13 protein-coding genes are annotated in these 15,586 nt (G+C 67.1%); 6 read left to right on the top strand and 7 right to left on the bottom strand.

Features of this window, described 5'->3' with window-relative positions:
• Nucleotides 1–243: 243 nt before the first annotated feature.
• Both G6N56_RS09220 and G6N56_RS09215 read left to right on the top strand, forming a co-directional pair.
• Complete coding sequence (locus tag G6N56_RS09220) at nt 244–1,167, top strand: AAA family ATPase (protein WP_142280641.1); 924 nt, start codon at nt 244–246, stop codon at nt 1,165–1,167.
• Between the two features lie 59 nt (nt 1,168–1,226).
• Nucleotides 1,227–2,198, top strand: coding sequence for an IS481 family transposase (locus G6N56_RS09215; RefSeq protein WP_085255190.1), 972 nt, complete (start codon nt 1,227–1,229; stop codon nt 2,196–2,198).
• Between the two features lie 24 nt (nt 2,199–2,222).
• On the opposite strand, the gene G6N56_RS09210 is transcribed toward G6N56_RS09215, so the two are convergent.
• On the bottom strand, nt 2,223–2,414 hold the full coding sequence (locus G6N56_RS09210; protein WP_158090692.1) for a hypothetical protein: 192 nt from the start codon (nt 2,412–2,414) through the stop codon (nt 2,223–2,225).
• A gap of 75 nt (nt 2,415–2,489) precedes the next feature.
• On the opposite strand from G6N56_RS09210, the gene G6N56_RS09205 reads away from it, so the two are divergent.
• Both G6N56_RS09205 and G6N56_RS09200 read left to right on the top strand, forming a co-directional pair.
• Complete coding sequence (locus G6N56_RS09205) at nt 2,490–4,127, top strand: helix-turn-helix transcriptional regulator (protein ID WP_158090693.1); 1,638 nt, start codon at nt 2,490–2,492, stop codon at nt 4,125–4,127.
• A gap of 488 nt (nt 4,128–4,615) precedes the next feature.
• A complete protein-coding gene (locus G6N56_RS09200; RefSeq protein WP_085254805.1) occupies nt 4,616–5,095 on the top strand; it encodes a hypothetical protein in 480 nt (159 codons plus the stop codon).
• Between the two features lie 155 nt (nt 5,096–5,250).
• Here the strand turns inward: G6N56_RS09200 and G6N56_RS09195 are convergent, their stop codons facing one another.
• The 5 genes from G6N56_RS09195 to G6N56_RS09175 form a co-directional block, all read right to left on the bottom strand.
• Complete coding sequence (locus G6N56_RS09195) at nt 5,251–6,882, bottom strand: monocarboxylic acid transporter (protein ID WP_085254806.1); 1,632 nt, start codon at nt 6,880–6,882, stop codon at nt 5,251–5,253.
• Complete coding sequence (locus tag G6N56_RS09190) at nt 6,879–7,175, bottom strand: DUF485 domain-containing protein (protein ID WP_408632697.1); 297 nt, start codon at nt 7,173–7,175, stop codon at nt 6,879–6,881. The genes G6N56_RS09195 and G6N56_RS09190 overlap by 4 nt, the downstream gene beginning before the upstream one ends.
• Before the next feature lie 242 nt (nt 7,176–7,417).
• Nucleotides 7,418–8,629, bottom strand: coding sequence for a CaiB/BaiF CoA transferase family protein (locus G6N56_RS09185; RefSeq protein ID WP_085254967.1), 1,212 nt, complete (start codon nt 8,627–8,629; stop codon nt 7,418–7,420).
• A gap of 21 nt (nt 8,630–8,650) precedes the next feature.
• Entirely contained in the window at nt 8,651–9,847 is a 1,197-nt protein-coding gene (locus G6N56_RS09180) for a cytochrome P450 (RefSeq protein WP_085254808.1), read from the bottom strand.
• Between the two features lie 88 nt (nt 9,848–9,935).
• Complete coding sequence (locus tag G6N56_RS09175) at nt 9,936–11,588, bottom strand: acyl-CoA synthetase (RefSeq protein ID WP_085254809.1); 1,653 nt, start codon at nt 11,586–11,588, stop codon at nt 9,936–9,938.
• Between the two features lie 207 nt (nt 11,589–11,795).
• On the opposite strand from G6N56_RS09175, the gene G6N56_RS09170 reads away from it, so the two are divergent.
• The gene (locus tag G6N56_RS09170) at nt 11,796–12,923 is read left to right on the top strand and encodes an alpha/beta hydrolase family protein (RefSeq protein WP_085254810.1); all 1,128 of its coding nucleotides are present in this window, start codon (nt 11,796–11,798) and stop codon (nt 12,921–12,923) included.
• Between the two features lie 2 nt (nt 12,924–12,925).
• Nucleotides 12,926–13,987, top strand: a complete 1,062-nt coding sequence (locus G6N56_RS09165) for a TIGR03857 family LLM class F420-dependent oxidoreductase (RefSeq protein WP_085254811.1) — start codon at nt 12,926–12,928, stop codon at nt 13,985–13,987.
• 83 nt (nt 13,988–14,070) lie between these two features.
• Here the strand turns inward: G6N56_RS09165 and G6N56_RS09160 are convergent, their stop codons facing one another.
• Nucleotides 14,071–15,567 (bottom strand): acyl-CoA carboxylase subunit beta, encoded by a 1,497-nt coding sequence (locus tag G6N56_RS09160; protein ID WP_085254812.1) that lies wholly within the window; start codon nt 15,565–15,567, stop codon nt 14,071–14,073.
• Nucleotides 15,568–15,586 lie beyond the last annotated feature (19 nt).

Below are 15,586 nucleotides of genomic sequence, written 5' to 3'. Positions count from 1 at the left end.
ATCCATTAGGGGCGGGGTCGTGAAACTGTAGTGGTTTCCCTGATGCAACGGCGCCCCGCCGCCTTTTATGTTCGGTGTCCATAGGCAAACACCGAAGGGCGCTTGAACCGGCCACGCTCTTGGTGCGCCGACCGACCGAGGGGAACACGTGGCCGCGATCACCGACGATGGTCGACCAATTCGCGCAAGAGGGCGCCGCCGTTGCGCGACCCACCAGTGCTCCTGCGTGGGAGGGCTGCCCTAATGGTGGCGCCAGCGCCCTTGGTTCCGAGACGGCCTTCCCACGCCAGGACGGTCGACCAGTTCCTGACCGCCGCAACACAGCGCCCGGCGTCGTTGGTGGTAGATGGTGAAGCGTGCATCGGAAAGACGACTTTCTGGCTCGATGCACTGGCTCAGGCTCGTGAGCGCGGCTTTCTGTTACTGGTTGCGCAAACTGCGGCCGCGGAGTCAGAGCTGGCATATGCCGGGCTCGCGGACCTCCTCGGCAGCATCGAGCTTCCGATTCCCGAGTTGCCGGGTCCGCAGCAACGCGCGCTGACAGCTGTGCTCTCACACACCGACGGCGGCGACCACGGCAGCGACCACGGCAGCGACTGGCGAGTCCTGGCGGAGGCGTTTCTCACGGTCATCGAACGGCTCGGCGAGCAAGCGCCGGTATTGATCGCCATCGATGATCTCCAGTGGCTTGACATGCCGAGTAGACGCGTGCTCGGTTACGCCGCCCGGCGATTGGTGTCACGAGTGGGTGTGCTGGCCACGGTGCCCGCCGACGCCGCGCCGACCGGTCGAGGGTCATCGCTCAAGTTGTCGCGCCCCGATGCGATGCGGCGAATCACCGTCCTACCGATGAGCTTGTCGGGGCTGCACGAGCTGTTCTTACGGCGTCTGCAGCGATCATTCACGCGCCCGGCCATGGCGCGGATCCACGAGCTCTCCGGCGGGAACCCGTACTACGCGCTGGAATTGGCTCGGCAGTTCGATGGTCATATGGCCGACGCAGCGCCGCGGCTGCCGGACAGCATCGTCCACGGGGTCCGCAACAGACTCGACCGCCTCAGCCCTCGGGTCCGAGAGGTGTTGCTCGCGGCGGCCTGTGCCCGTTCCCCGACCGTTGGTGTGCTAGCTGTCGTGACCCGGGAGGTTGTTAACGGCGTGCCTGCTTGAAAGTGGGAGGACCTCCTGACGGAGTGGATGTGTCTGGCATTCACCCGTAGGAGGTCCTTGTGTCTCACGCTAACGCCCGTACCAATGTGTTCGCTCGTCGGTTGATCGTTGAGCGTGTCGCCGCTGGGTGGCCGGCCGCGCGTGTGGCTGAGCAACTGGGGATTTCGCGGGCAACGGTGTACAAGTGGCTGCGCCGATATGCCCAGGGCGGCAATCCTGCGTTGGCCGACCGTTCGTCACGGCCGATCCGGATGCCCAACCGCACGAGCTATCAGGTCGAGCAGAAGGTGCTCGCCGCCCGCCGACGCCGTAAGCGCGGCGCTGTGGTGCTGGCCGCCGAACTCGGTCTGACTCCTTCGACGGTTGGGCGGATCCTGGCGCGCCACCAGATGCCGCATCTGAGTGCGATCGACCCGATCACCGGCGAGGCGGTGCGCTGCTCTCGACGCAGCCCCAACCGCTACGAACACCCCACGCCGGGGGCCATGGTTCATGTCGACGTCAAAAAGCTCGGCCGCATCCCCCCCGGTGGTGGGTGGCGGCTGCACGGCCGCCACGCCGCGGTCTCAGTAGCCCACCGGCACAAGAAGACCAAGATCGGCTACGACTACGTCCACACTGCCATCGATGACTACACCCGGCTGGCCTACAGCGAAGTGCTCCCCGATGAGAAGGACCCGACGTGCGCTGGGTTTCTCCACCGGGCACTGGCCTGGTTCACCGCCCACGGCGTGCGCGTGCGTCGGCTACTGACCGACAACGCATTGGTCTACCGACGCGGCACCGACTGGGGCTGGGTTTGTTCGGCCTGGCAACTCAAACGCCGATTCACCCAACCCGGCTGTCCCTGGACCAACGGCAAAGCAGAACGTTTCAACCGCACCCTGCTCAACGAATGGGCCTACGCCCGCCCCTGGACCAACAACACCCTGCGCAGACGCGGCCTTGACCAATTCCTTCGCCACTACAACACTCGACGAGGCCACTCCGCCCTCGGCGGACAACCACCGATCAGCCGACTCGCTGCCTGACAACAACGTGTCAGGTCACGACAGCTAGCCGGCGCCACGGGCGCCGACGCACGTGCCATCGTCGAGCTGCTCGAGGAGGCCGAAGCCGAAGGCGTCGTCGCCATTCACGGGCCCTGGTTGCGCTTCACGGAGCCGTTGTTGGCCCAGGGTGTGTTGGCCGGCGCAACGCCGGCGCAGCGCCGCCAGATGCACCGTCGCCTGGCCACGGTTGTGCACGAGCCCGAATTGCAGGCACGGCACTTGGCGCTGGGCGCCATGACGTCCGACGAGCGGACGCTGCGCTCACTAGACATGGCCGCCGAACTGGCCCGCGCCCGCGGGGCGCCGGCCGATGCGGCGGAGCTCGTCGACTTGGCGATCAGTCTCGGAGGTGACGATCCGCTGCGCCAGATGCGCTCTGCCCAATACCATTTCGCTGCGGGCGAGCCGGCGTACGCCAAAAGGCTGCTTGGCGAGGCGATCACCTCCATGCCGCCGGGCCTCGTCCGTGGCGAGGCGGCGCACGCGCTGGCGATGATCGCTTTCCATTGCGACAGTTTCCCTGCCGCGGCGTCGCTCCTTCAGCAGGCAATGAACGACGCAGTGAGCAGCCTTGCGCTGCGCGTACAAATACAGGTCATGCTCGCCTATTCGTGCGCCCACCTCGGCCAACTCGATCAGGCCGTGCGAACCGCCGAGAATGCCGTGAACATCGCGGCCTGTCTCGAGCAGCCTGAGTTGATCGGCCTGGCCCTCGGGGCGAGGACTATGTTGTCGTTTTTGCGCGGTGACGGCGTAGACGAGATTGGTCTGCGACGCGCGCTGGAATGTGGTGAAACGGGGGCGCACGTCCCGCTGGTGCTCCGTCCCCGGGTGCAGCAGGCGCTGATCTTGGCGTGGACGGACCACCTTGACGAAGGCCGCCGGCGGATGCTCGACGTTCGACGCGGCTGTATCGAGAACGGAGAAGAGAGCGAGCTGGTCGCTTGTGCGTTCCATTCGGCGCTGATCGAGACGTGGATGGGAAACTTTGCAGACGCCGAGCGGATCGCAGGGGAAATGATCGAGCGCGCCACGCAGATCGACGGCGATTTGGCGCGCGCGATGTCGTTGATCATCAGCGGCCTCGTCGGTGCGTACCTGGGACGAGAAGCACAGTCCCGCAACGACATCACTGAAGGATTGGCCGCCAGCCGGCGGTGCGGTTCGCAGCAACTGAGCGATTTGGCCAGTACCGCACTGGTATTCCTGGAGGTTTCGCTGGGCGATTACGGCGCTGCATTGAGCGCCGGGGAAGGTTTGCGGTCTCGACTGCAAGCAACTGGTCGACAGACCGAAATCATCTTGGCTGCATTCGTTCCCGACCTGGTTGAGGCGCTCACCGCCGTCGATCGCATCGACGATGCGGCGCAGCTGGTGGAGGCCATGGAAAGCAACGGCGCTCGTGTCGACAGACAATGGACGGTCGCCATCGGCGCGCGCTGCCGTAGCTTGCTGTGTTCGGCGCGCGGCGATGTCGACGACGCGCTTGCCGCAGCCGGGCGCGCGCTTGCCCACCTCGACGGCCTGGCGATGCCGTTCGAGAGAGCCCGCACGCAGGTTCTCCTTGGCGAGTTGCAACGCCGGCATCGTCTGAAGGACGCCAGCGCGGCCACGCTAGGCGAGGCGTTGCGCGGGTTCGAAGAACTCGGAAGTCCATTGTGGGCAGATCGGGCCCGCGCTGCCCTTGCCCGCGCCGGCGTGCCACGGCTGCGGACCAGCGACGGCCTGACCCTTTCGGAACGGCGAATAGCTGAACTCGTCACCAAGGGAATGACGAATCGGGCCATCGCCAGCACATTGTTCATCAGTCCAAAAACGGTGGAAGCCAACCTTGCCAGGATTTATCGGAAGCTCAACATCCGGTCCCGCGCCGAGCTGGCCTGGCACGTGAGCCAAACGCCGGCCTGAGGGCACCGTCCCGCAGTGCCATCCGCGGACGAGCGAACACCTCGCCGTGTCGCGATCGTAGGGAATTACCCTATTTCCCCCTCGGCGCGCGGGGACATAGCGTCGAATGCCTCGGGATCGGCGACAGGAGACCTTTTCATGCACAGTCATTTCGCGCCCGTGTTGCCGATCTATATGGCCGCCCCCTCGTCGGCGCAGACGTCACGGGATTACCTCGCGCTTCGGCTGACGGCGGATGCACACCCGGCGGCATCCCCGACCCGGGGACGCCGGTTTATCCGCCCGGCACCGCCAAATGGGTTTCGACGGCGTGGTCGCGGACGGTCGAGGTGACCGGAAGCAAGTTCCTTGCATCGACCTACACCGACCACAACGGCACCCACGAACGTGCGATTCGGGTCGGTGGGCAGCGGGCCACGCTCACCGGGCACAAGCCCGGCGGGTGCGCGTGCCGAATGTCCTAAATGCAGGGCTAGGGCGCGCGGCGAATGGATCGATTCGAGGGGCTCGGTGTGATGGCCGCTGCTGTGTGTTCCGCGGTCGCGGCCGTCTTGATTCCCACAGCGGTCACCGCGGCGCCCACGTATCACCTGATCACCACCTCGACGCCGCCCGCACCGCCGGTGTCGTTGGCGCCGAACGACCAGGGTTACGTGCGTGTGACCACGATCTCGCAGGCTATCGGCTGTTCGGTGGCTGCCGTCATAGTCGCCTGCGAAACCTCCTCGGACGGTTGGCCTGCCCGGGGCGACGGGAAACCGTTTCATACCGTGAGCGTCAACGTCGACGGCGAACTCCAATTCGTTGACGCCGACCTAGGTGCCCTCGAGGGCAAGGTCGAGCTGAGTCCGCGGACATACTGGGCCCAACACTGGACCATCACCGCCGCCGCCGACGCCATCAGCTTCACCAATGACCGCACGGGTCACGGCATGCGCGTCAGCACGGAGAAGGTGGATTCGTTTTAGGAATCAAGCCCAGCCGACCTGCGTGCTCACCTCGTCCGTACCCTCGCTGCGCCGGTGCCGCGGAGTTTTTCCCATCCGGCGCCGAATGTGTAATCAGTCCTTGAGCCCGGGCGGCGTATCGTCGCAACAATCGCACGTTCGGTGGAGGGGCCGCGTCAGTGGGCGGTGGCTTTCTCGGCGCCGATCCCGGTGAGCGAGCGGACCTCCATCTCCGCGTTGAGCTCCGGATCGCCGCGGTCGGGCGACGACAGGGTGCCGACGACGCCGAGTAGGAAAGCCAATGGGATCGAGACAATTCCGGGGTTGGAAAGCGGGAACCAGGCGAAGTCCGCGCCCGGGATCATCGCGCTCTTCGAACCGGACACCGCGGGGGAGAACACGATCAACACGAGCGTCGAGATCAGGCCGCCGTACATGCTCCACAGCGCGCCGCGGGTGTTGAACCGCGGCCAATAGAGCGAATACAGGATGGTCGGCAGGTTGGCGGAGGCCGCGATCGCGAACGCGAGCGCCACCAGGAATGCGACGTTCTGGCCGTTCGCCAGGATGCCGAGCGCGATCCCGAATACGCCGAGCACGACGGCGGTGATGCGCGACACCCGAACCTGTTCGGTCTCGGTGACTTGGTGGCGCCGGATCAGGCTGGCATAGATGTCGTGCGCGAACGACGTCGATGCGGTGATCGTCAGGCCCGCGACCACGGCGAGGATCGTTGCGAACGCCACCGCGGAGATGACGCCGAGCAGGACGACTCCGCCGAGTTGGAACGCCAGCAGGGGAGCCGCCGAGTTCTGGCCGCCGGCGGCCTTGAGGATGCGGTCGGGCCCGACCATGGCGGCGGCGCCGTAGCCCAGCGCCAGCGTGAACAGGTAGAAGGCACCGATGAGGCCGATCGCCCATACCACCGAGCGGCGCGCCTCTTTCGCGGTTGGCACCGTGTAGAAGCGCATCAACACATGCGGCAGGCCCGCGGTGCCGAGCACCAGTGCGAGGCCCAGCGATAGCAGGTTGATTTTCGAGGTAGTCGATCCGCCGTACTGGGCGCCCGGTGCCAGCACGTTCCGGTTGGCGACTCCCTTGGTGATGGCGTGGGACACCGCCGACTGCGCCGACCCCAGGATGTCGGAGAAGTTCATGCCGAACTTCGCGAGCACCATCACCGTCATCGCCGCGGCGCCGAGGATCAGCAGCACGGCCTTGATGATCTGTACCCAGGTGGTGCCCTTCATGCCGCCGACGAGAACGTACACGATCATCAGGACTCCGACGGCGGCGATCACGATCGATTCGCCAAGGCGGCCCTTGACGTTGAGCAGCAACGCGACCAGACCGCCCGCGCCGGCCATCTGCGCGAGGAGGTAGAACAGCGAGACGGTCAGCGTCGAGATGGCCGCGACCAGTCGCACCGGGCGCTGCCTGAGCCGGAAGCTGAGCACGTCGGCCATCGTGAATTTGCCGGTGTTGCGAATCAGTTCGGCCACCAACAGCAGGGCCACCAACCAGGCAACGAGGAAGCCGATGGAATACAGGAACCCGTCGTAGCCGTAGACGGCAATCGCGCCGGCGATGCCGAGGAAGCTCGCCGCGGACAGGTAGTCGCCCGCGATGGCGATGCCGTTCTGTGGTCCCGAGAAGGCACGGTCTGCGGTGAAGAACTCGGTCGCGGTGGCGTTGCGCCGGCTGGCCCGGATCACCACGCAGAGGGTGATCAGGACGAAGACGGCGAAGATCGCAATGTTGGCAACGGGATTGCCGATCGTGTCGTGCGCGGCGGCCAGCGCGGTCACGATGCCCGACCTTCCAGCTTCGAGCGGATGGTGGCGGCGCGCGGGTCAAGTTCACGGTTGGCGAACCGCACATAAAGCCCGGTGATGAGGAATGTGGTCAGGAATTGTCCCAGGCCGATGAGCAGCCCGACGTTGACATTCCCGAAGACCTTGACGGCCATGAAGTCGTGCGCGAAGGCGCCCAGCAAGACATAGGTGGCGTACCAAGCCAGGAACAACGCCGTCATCGGGAAGACGAAACGGCGTAACCCGCGCCGCAATTCGACGAACTCGGGACTGGCGTGGATGCTCACGAACTGCTCGCCGCCGGATACCGGGGCTTGCCCCGGTGGAAACTCGGTTGTGGCCAACGCAACTCCTCACATCGATGGTGAGACGGGCTTTCCGCGATAGCCTACGAGCTTGGACGCCGAGATTCGGAGTCTCGTTTTTCGGTGCGAACTTCATTTAACCGTGGCGTAGCCGCGCGTGCACTCGGTGGCTACCCGCGCGACGCCGTGAGTGCACTTAGCGCGTTAAGTCGCGGTGGCGGCATTCACGCGATCGCTCCGGCTTCCTTCAGCTCGGCGATCCTGTCCCAGTCCATGCCGAGCTCCATCAGGACGAGCTCGGTGTGTTCGGAGGCCTGTGGTGCCCTGGACGTCTCCAGCGGCTCGTGGTTGAACTGCACGGGCCCGCGCACGACCTTGAACGGTTCTCCGCCGCCGGCGAGTTCGAGCTCGGCGACCATGTCGTTGGCGATCGCTTGCTCGTCGGCGGCGAGATCGAGCAGGCTCTGAAACGGTGCCCACTGCCCCCTCATCGTCTTGAGGTGCTGGCGCCAGTAGTCGAACGGCTTTCGCGCGAAGGCTTCCGCGATGAGTTCGGCCGCCGCGTCGGCGTTCTGGATCAGCGGGAGCACGTCGGCGAAGCGTGGGTCGTCCGCGGCCTCGGGGATGTCGAGGTGCGCGAAGGTGTCGCGAATCAACCCGGTCGGGCTGATGACGCACAGGTTGATGGTGCCTCCGTCGGAGGTCAGGTAGTTGCCCATGAACGGGTTCACCGATGCACCGGATCCCGGCATTGCGTTGCGCATGACCTCGCCGGTCTCCATGCCCTGCGTCATGCTGGCGCCCGCCGCCCACCAGGCCGTGCTCAGCAGCGACACGTCCACCTCGAGGGCTTCACCGGTGCGCTCGCGGTGCAGCAGTGCGGCCGAGATGCCACCCGCGATGTTCATGCCGCCGATGGAATCGCCGAAGGCCGGGATACTTTGCGGCAGAGCACCTCCCAATCCCTCCGGGGTCAACGCGTAACCGATGCCGCTGCGTGTCCAGAAGGCGGTGCCGTCATAGCCGCCGACGTCGCGCTCGGGTCCCTTGTCGCCGTACGCGGTTCCGCGGGCATAGACGATGTTGGGGTTCACCCCCCGGATGTGCTCGACGTCGAACATGTTCTTCTGCCGTTGGGCAGGAAGGTAATTGGTCAGGAAGACGTCGGAGGCCCTGGCCAATTCGTAGAGCACCTCCTGGCCGCCCGGTGTGGAGACGTCGATGCCGACGCTGCGCTTGCCTCGATTGGGATGCTCCATCAGCGGGTGCCGGTCGGGGTCGACCTGGATGCCCCCCATGTTGAGGAACCCCCGTTGGGTGTCACCACGGACCGGATGCTCCACCTTGATGACGTCCGCGCCCCAGTCCGCGAGGATGGCGCCCGCCGCCGGCACGAATGTGAACTGCGCCAGTTCCAGCACACGGAAACCCGCCATTACCTTGACCATTCGTCATCCTCACTTTGCGTCGAATGTCACCGGAAGGGCCGTCGGGGAGCGGAAAGGTTGTCCGTGGATGTGCGGGTCACCGTCGCTTTGCAGGACGAGGTTGGTCAACCGGCTCAGCAGGCACTCCAGCGCGACACGGGTTTCCAGCCGCGCCAAGTGCAGTCCCAGACAGGTGTGCTCACCGGCCGCGAAGGAGATGTGTGGCACCTGCTTGCGGGCGATATCGAACTCTTCCGCACGCTCCCAACGCCTTTCGTCGCGATTGGCCGAGCCGATGCACACGCCGACCACGGATCGCGCCGGGATGCGCACTCCGTCCATTTCGGTGTCTTCCGTCGTGAAGCGTTGAACGGTGGTCAGAGGTGTCTCGAACCGCAGCCCCTCCTCGATGGCCCGGGGAATAAGGCCGTGGTCGGCTTGCACCGCGGCGAACTGGTCCGGGTGGGACAGCAGAAGGTACAGCAGGTTTCCCGACGACCGATACGTCGTCTCCAGCCCGGCGGGCAGCAGCAGGCGAAGGAAAGAATAGATCGCTTCGTCGCTGAGCCTTTCGCCTTCGATCTCGGCGCCGACCAGATCGCCGATGATGTCGTCGGTGGGCTCGGACTTACGCAGTTCGATCTGTTCGAGGAAATAGTCCTTCAGCGCGGCGGACGCCTCGAAGGCCCGTTCGTAGTCGACGTGGTAACTGATCAGCTGCACGGCCCGCTTGCGGAACATCGGCAGGTCTGCCTCCGGCAGTCCGAGCAGCCGGGCGATGACTCGGGTGGGGAACTCGAACGTGAACTGCCGCACCAGGTCGGCTCGGCCGGTCTCCGCGAAGTCGTCGATCAGCGCGTTGCAGACCGGCCGGACGATGCCGGGCTCCCACCGGGCCAGCGTCTTCGACTTGAACGCCGCCGACACCAGGTTGCGGTGGTCGCGATGTTGCCGGCCCTGCATTGCCAGGATGGTGGGCCCCATGAACAGGCCGATCGTCTTGTCGTACGGCTTGGAGCTGAAGATTCGGCCGTCCCGGAAAACCCTATTGACCGCATCGAACGACATCGCGGAGTACTCACGCGCGGGCCGTAACGACTCGGGCGACTTGGAGTAGTCCATCACCGTGCCGGCGAATATCCCTGCCTGCCCTCGATTTTGGCGGAAAAACGGGTAGGGATCGCGCAGGCTGACCGTCGCGACGCCAGCCTGAGCGTTCGTCGTCACCTGGTTCTCCGGCGTCTACGGGGGGAACGGACCGTCCTTCGGTCCGATCGTACTGTAATTACTACAGTAAGCAATATCGGGGGCAGGCTCAGCCGTTGGCCGCCTGCTCGCGAGCCCACCGGTAATCCGCCTTGCCCGATGGGCTGCGCTCGATGGCGGGGCGGAACACGATCGCTTTGGGAAGCTTGTAACGGGCCAGCGATCGCCCGGCGTGCGCGACCAGCTCGTCGGCGTCGGTGGTAGCACCCTCGGTGAGCGCGACCACGGCCACGACCTCCTGCCCCCAGCGCTCGCTGGGGCGGCCGGCGACCACCACATCGGTCACCGCGGGATGCGACGCGATCGCCGTTTCGACTTCCTCGGCGAAGATCTTCTCGCCTCCGGAATTGATGGTGACCGAATCGCGGCCCAGCAATTCGATAGTGCCGTCGGCCCGGTGACGGGCGCGGTCACCGGGTACGGCGTATCGCACGCCGTCGATGACCGGGAACGTCGCGGCCGTCTTCGCCGCGTCGCCCTTGTAGCCCAGCGGGACGTGTCCTCGCTGCGCCAGCCAACCGATGCCGCCGTGACCTGGGCGCAGGATGGCGGCCAGGTCGTCCGCGGCGACGAACGTGTCGGGCCCGGCGTTGAAGGTGCCGGTGGACACCGACCCCCGCACGGACATGTGGTGCATCTGCACGCCTGTCTCGGAGGATCCGACGCCGTCCACCACCGCGGCGTTGGGCAGGGCTTCGATCAGGCGCTGCTTGACGAAGGGCGTCAGCAGGGCGCCGCCGTTGGCGATCACGGCCAGCGACGAGACGTCCGCCACACCGCTCTCGATGGCGGCCACCAGCGGACGCGCCATCGCGTCGCCGACCACGGTCACCACCGAGACGCGTTCGCGCTCGATGGTGCGGACCACGTCCCCGGCGTCCAAATGGTCGACGACCGTCGGGAAGACGACGGACTGGCCGGTGGTCAGCGCCGTCATCACGGTCCACTGCGCGGCGCCGTGCATGAGCGGCGGCAGCACCATCAGGCTGGTCCCCGGGCCCGCGGCGGCGGCCGTCACGATCTCGTCGAGGGAGCGCGCGGGCTCGCCGGTCACCAGGTTGCGTCCGCCGAAGGACGTCATGAAGATGTCGTGCTGCCGCCAGAGCACACCCTTGGGCATCCCCGTGGTGCCGCCGGTGTAGAGCACGTACAGGTCATCGGGAGAGGGCTGCACCGGCGGCGGCTGCGGCGAACTCGCCGCGATCACGCTCTCGTAATCGACCGCGCCGTCCAGCAACTCGTTACCCGACCCGTCGGCGATCTGGATGAGGACACGCAGCAGGGGAAGGTCGGGCAGCACCTCGGCGACCCGTGGCGCGAACGCGGAGTGGTAGAGCAGGGCGGTCGCCCCCGAGTCGGCAAGCAGATACTGCAGCTCGCTCTTCACGTACCGGAAGTTGACGTTGAACGGGGCGACCCGGGACTGGAAGGCACCCAGCATGCCCTCGACGTACTCGTTCCCGTTGTACGCGTAGATGCCGAGGAGGTCTTGCCCCGCCTCGTGGCCCCCGATCGCCGAGCGCTCCGTATGACAGCCCAACCCCCGCGAGTGCAGGTACGAGGCGACCCGGCTCGATCGCTCGATCACCCGTCCGTAGCTGAACCGACGCTCCCCCTGGATGAGCAGGTCCCGATCCGGGATCGCGGCCGCGACGGCCCGGGCGACGGCCGGCACCGTGAATTGCGTTGCTGTATCGGACATCGTGCCTCTCGGGTCGCACTGTCGAGCAGACACGAAATCGCATCCGGAAGCCGCTGTGAGTCCGATTCTGCGTCTGCTCGCTGGGGAAGATACTAAGGCGGTTACAGTATAAATTTCAGCCGGTCGGGCCGGCCCACGGGCAAGGAGAGAGATGACTGGATCGGCCGACGCGCTCCCGGTCGCACCGTGCCAGCGTAGGCGCCGGCCATGTCGAAGGTGACGCGAGGACTGGGTGTCACCAGGGATGTCGCCCGGGAGCTGGGCCTGCTGGTGCCGCGCACGGTCACCGGTCTCGGCGAGTCGACCGGCTGGGTCCCGGCCTCGCCGCGGGGCCTGCGCCAGTTCGGTGAGGTCATGCTGGACGAGCTTGCCCTGAGCGGCTTCTCGATCCTCGGCGCGAATCCGTCGGCGCTCCGGCCGCTGGATGGATGCAGGGCCGCGGCGGAAGAACTGGCGGCCCTCGGCATCGACGGCGCGCACGCGGAGCCGGCCCCGATGCGCGTGACGTCGCGGCGACGCCGCCGCCTCGGCGGCCTGGCGTACGAGCGGATGAGCTACGAACACGACCCGTCGCTGCCGCGGACGCTGGCGGAAGCGGGCTTCGGCGGCCCGGCGCGGGCGGTGATGCACGTGTGCCGGCACCGCGACGGGCCCCGGCCATGGTTGATCTGGGTGCACGGAGCCGGCCAGGGTGGCATCGAGGATCTGTTGCTGTCGCGTATCGGGAGAATCCATCGCGGGGTGGGGTTCAACGTCGCCATGCCGGTGCAACCGGGCCACGGGAGCCGGCGCCGCGAGTGGCCGGCCTACCCGGACTTGGACCCGCTGGGCAACGTCGCGGGCATGATGCGGGCGGTCTCGGAGGTTCGCGCCGTTGTCCGGTGGGCGCAGCAGCGCGACGCGACCGCGATTGTGGTTGCCGGGATTTCGATGGGCACCCCGGTCGCGGCGCTGGTCTCCCACCTGGAGCGGCAGGTCGACGCCGTCGCGCTGTACACGCCCATCCTCGGCCTCAACGCGATGATCGCGCGGCACCTGGCGCGCTGGGGGACGTCCCGCGACGAATTCCGCCGACTGTTGGGATCGGTGGAGGTGGCGAAGCTGACGTCGGTGATAGACCCCCTGGCGGCCGACCCCGCTCCGGCGCCGCACAAGCGGCTCATTGTCGGCGCGTGGCATGACCGGATGGCGATGCGGGAGCCGGCCGTCGCTCTGCAGGAGCGCTGGGGCGGCGAATTGTATTGGTACGACGGCAGCCACGTCGGTCACATCTTCTCGCGCCGCGTGTGGTCGGTCACCGAGCGATTCCTGCGCGACGCGGCGGCAGGGAGCTGAAGTTGACCGATCGGATGCTCGGCGAACTGGGTTACTACCTGCTCGCGGGGGCGGGCGGCGATGGGCCGGCCACCCTGATGGACGAGGCCCGCCGCGGTGAGCAACTGGGATTCGGCACCGCGTTCATCTCCGAGCGCTGGAATGTCAAGGAGGCCTCCTCGTTGACCGGGGCGGCCTGCGCGGTGACCGGACGCATCCAGATCGCAACGGCCGCAACCAATCACAACACACGCCACCCCCTGATCACCGCGTCCTGGGCCACCACCATGCACCGGCTGTCCGGTGGCCGGTTCACGCTGGGCATCGGCCGCGGGATCGCCGCCCTCTACGGGGCGTTCGGCATCCCCGCAGTGACCACGGCGCAGATGGAGGACTGGGCGCAGGTGATGCGCCGCCTGTGGCACGGCGAGATCATCGTCAACCACGATGGGCCGATGGGCCGATACCCGATCCTGTTCCTCGACCCGGACTTCGACGAGGACATCCGCTTGGCGCTGGTGGCTTTCGGCCCGAACACGCTCGCCCTGGGCGGTCGGGCGTTTGACGACGTCATCCTGCACACCTACTTCACCCCGGAGACGTTGCAGCGCTGCGTCAAGACCGTCAAGACGGCGGCGGAAAGGGCGGGCCGCGACCCCGACAGCGTGCGAGTGTGGTCGTGCTTCGCCACGGTCGGCGACCACCTTCCCGAGCAGCTGCGGCTGAAGAAGACCGTCGCGCGCCTGGCCACCTACCTGCAGGGGTACGGCGACCTGCTGGTGCGGACGAACGACTGGGATCCTGCTGTGTTGCAACGGTTCCGGAGCGACCCGGTGGTGACGTCGGTGACGGGCGGCATCGATCACAAGGCCACGCCCGAGCAGATCGAGCACATCGCGACGCTCATCCCCGACGCGTGGCTGGAGCCGTCGGCCACCGGGACGGCGCGCCAGTGTGTGGACCGCATCCGGAAGGAATTCGGCTATGGGGCGGACGCGGTCATCCTGCACGGCGCGACGCCCGACGAACTCGAGCCGGTCGTCGCGGCCTACCGGGCGGCCCTGTCGGTCCGCGAGCGCCCGTGAATGTACGGCCGTGACGGCGTGTCGCTGTGCAGACACGGTCGCTCGCGAGGGTGAGGGGTCGCGCGGGGAGGAGGGGAGATCAGTCAGGGCATGATGACGGTCCGGGCCACCGGCTCGGCGGCGGCCTGCCGGCTGGACAGGCCGCGCTGCAACGAGGAAAGCAGCGCGTCGCGCGTCTCGCGCGGATCGATGAGTTCGTCAAAGCCCATCTGCTCGGCCGACCGATACGAGGCCTGCAGCTCGGCGTTGCGCAGCTTGGCCGACAGGTCCTCGTCGGCGTGTGACGCGCGGCTCAGCGCCCCGGCGCCCATGGCGCCCATGGTCGCGCCCGGATAGGCGAATGTGGCGACCTGCTGATCGAAGCCGATGAGCGACATGACCATGGAGCCGAAGCCGTAGGCCTTGCGCATCGTCAGGTGCAGCTTGAGCGTGGTGGCGGCCGTCTGCGCGGCGAACATCCGTGCGCCGCTGCGCAGCACGCCCGCGCGCTCGGATCGGCTGCCCGGCAGCATGCCGGGGTTGTCGGCGAGGAAGACGATCGGCAGGTGGAAGGAGTCGGCCACCATGATGAAGTGCGCGGCCTTGTCGGCGGCGTCGGCGTCGATGGACCCGGCCAGCACTTGTGGCTGGTTGGCGACCACCGCGACGGGGTGGCCGCCGAGGTGCGCCAGCGCGCAGATGATCGCCCGGCCGAACCTCGGCTGAACCTCGAACCAATCGGGGCTGTCGAACACCACGTCGAGTACCGCCCGCATGTCGTAGACGCGGCGATTGTCCCGCGAGACGATGTCGAGTAACTCAGGCGTGGGCCGTGGCGCGGCCGCGGTCGAGATGGGCAACGCCGGCGGATAGGACCACGCGCTCGGCGGGAAGTACGACAGGTAGCTGCGAATCATGTCGAGGGCCGCCGCATCGTCCTCGGCGACGTTGTGGATCACGCCGCTGGCCAGTGCGACATCCGGCCCGCCGAGGTCCTCCTTCGAGATGTCTTCTCCCGTCGATTCTTTGACGACCGGTGGGCCGGCGGTGAAGATCGCGCCCTGGCGGCTCATCACGGTGAAGTCGCAGACCGGCGCGACCAGGGCGCCGTGCCCGGCCGAGGGGCCCAGCACGGCGGTCACCGTCGGCACCCGGCCGGAGCATCGGGCCTGCGCGAGCAGGTCGGTCGGTGTCCGCCCGTAATGCACTCCGGTGGGACGGAATCCGGCGCCCTCGAGCAGCATCACCAGCGGAACCTTGTCCCGCAGAGCCAGTTCGGCGATGCGGTAGCGCTTGGAGTTGCTGCCCGGCGCGATCGTCCCGGCCACCGTGGTGAAGTCCTCGGCGCCCACCATCACCGGTGCGCCGTTGATGCGACCGGAGCCCGTGACGATGGCGTCGGCGGCGACGTCGCCCCCGACCAGCGTGCCGATCTCCCGGAAAGTCCCCGGGTCGAGGAGCCGCTCGACGCGGGCGCGGGCGTCCAGTTTGCCCTTGGCGCGATGCTTGTACAGCCGCTCTTGCCCGCCCATGGCCCGCGCCCGCTCACGCCGGCTGTCGAGATCGTCGAGCGTCTCCCGCCAATCAGGGGCTCTTGTCATGCTGATGTCCTACCTCATG

It is taken from the genome of Mycobacterium saskatchewanense, assembly GCF_010729105.1.
Taxonomy (GTDB): Bacteria; Actinomycetota; Actinomycetes; order Mycobacteriales; family Mycobacteriaceae; genus Mycobacterium; species Mycobacterium saskatchewanense.
This window is presented reverse-complemented; position numbering and strand designations above follow the sequence as displayed.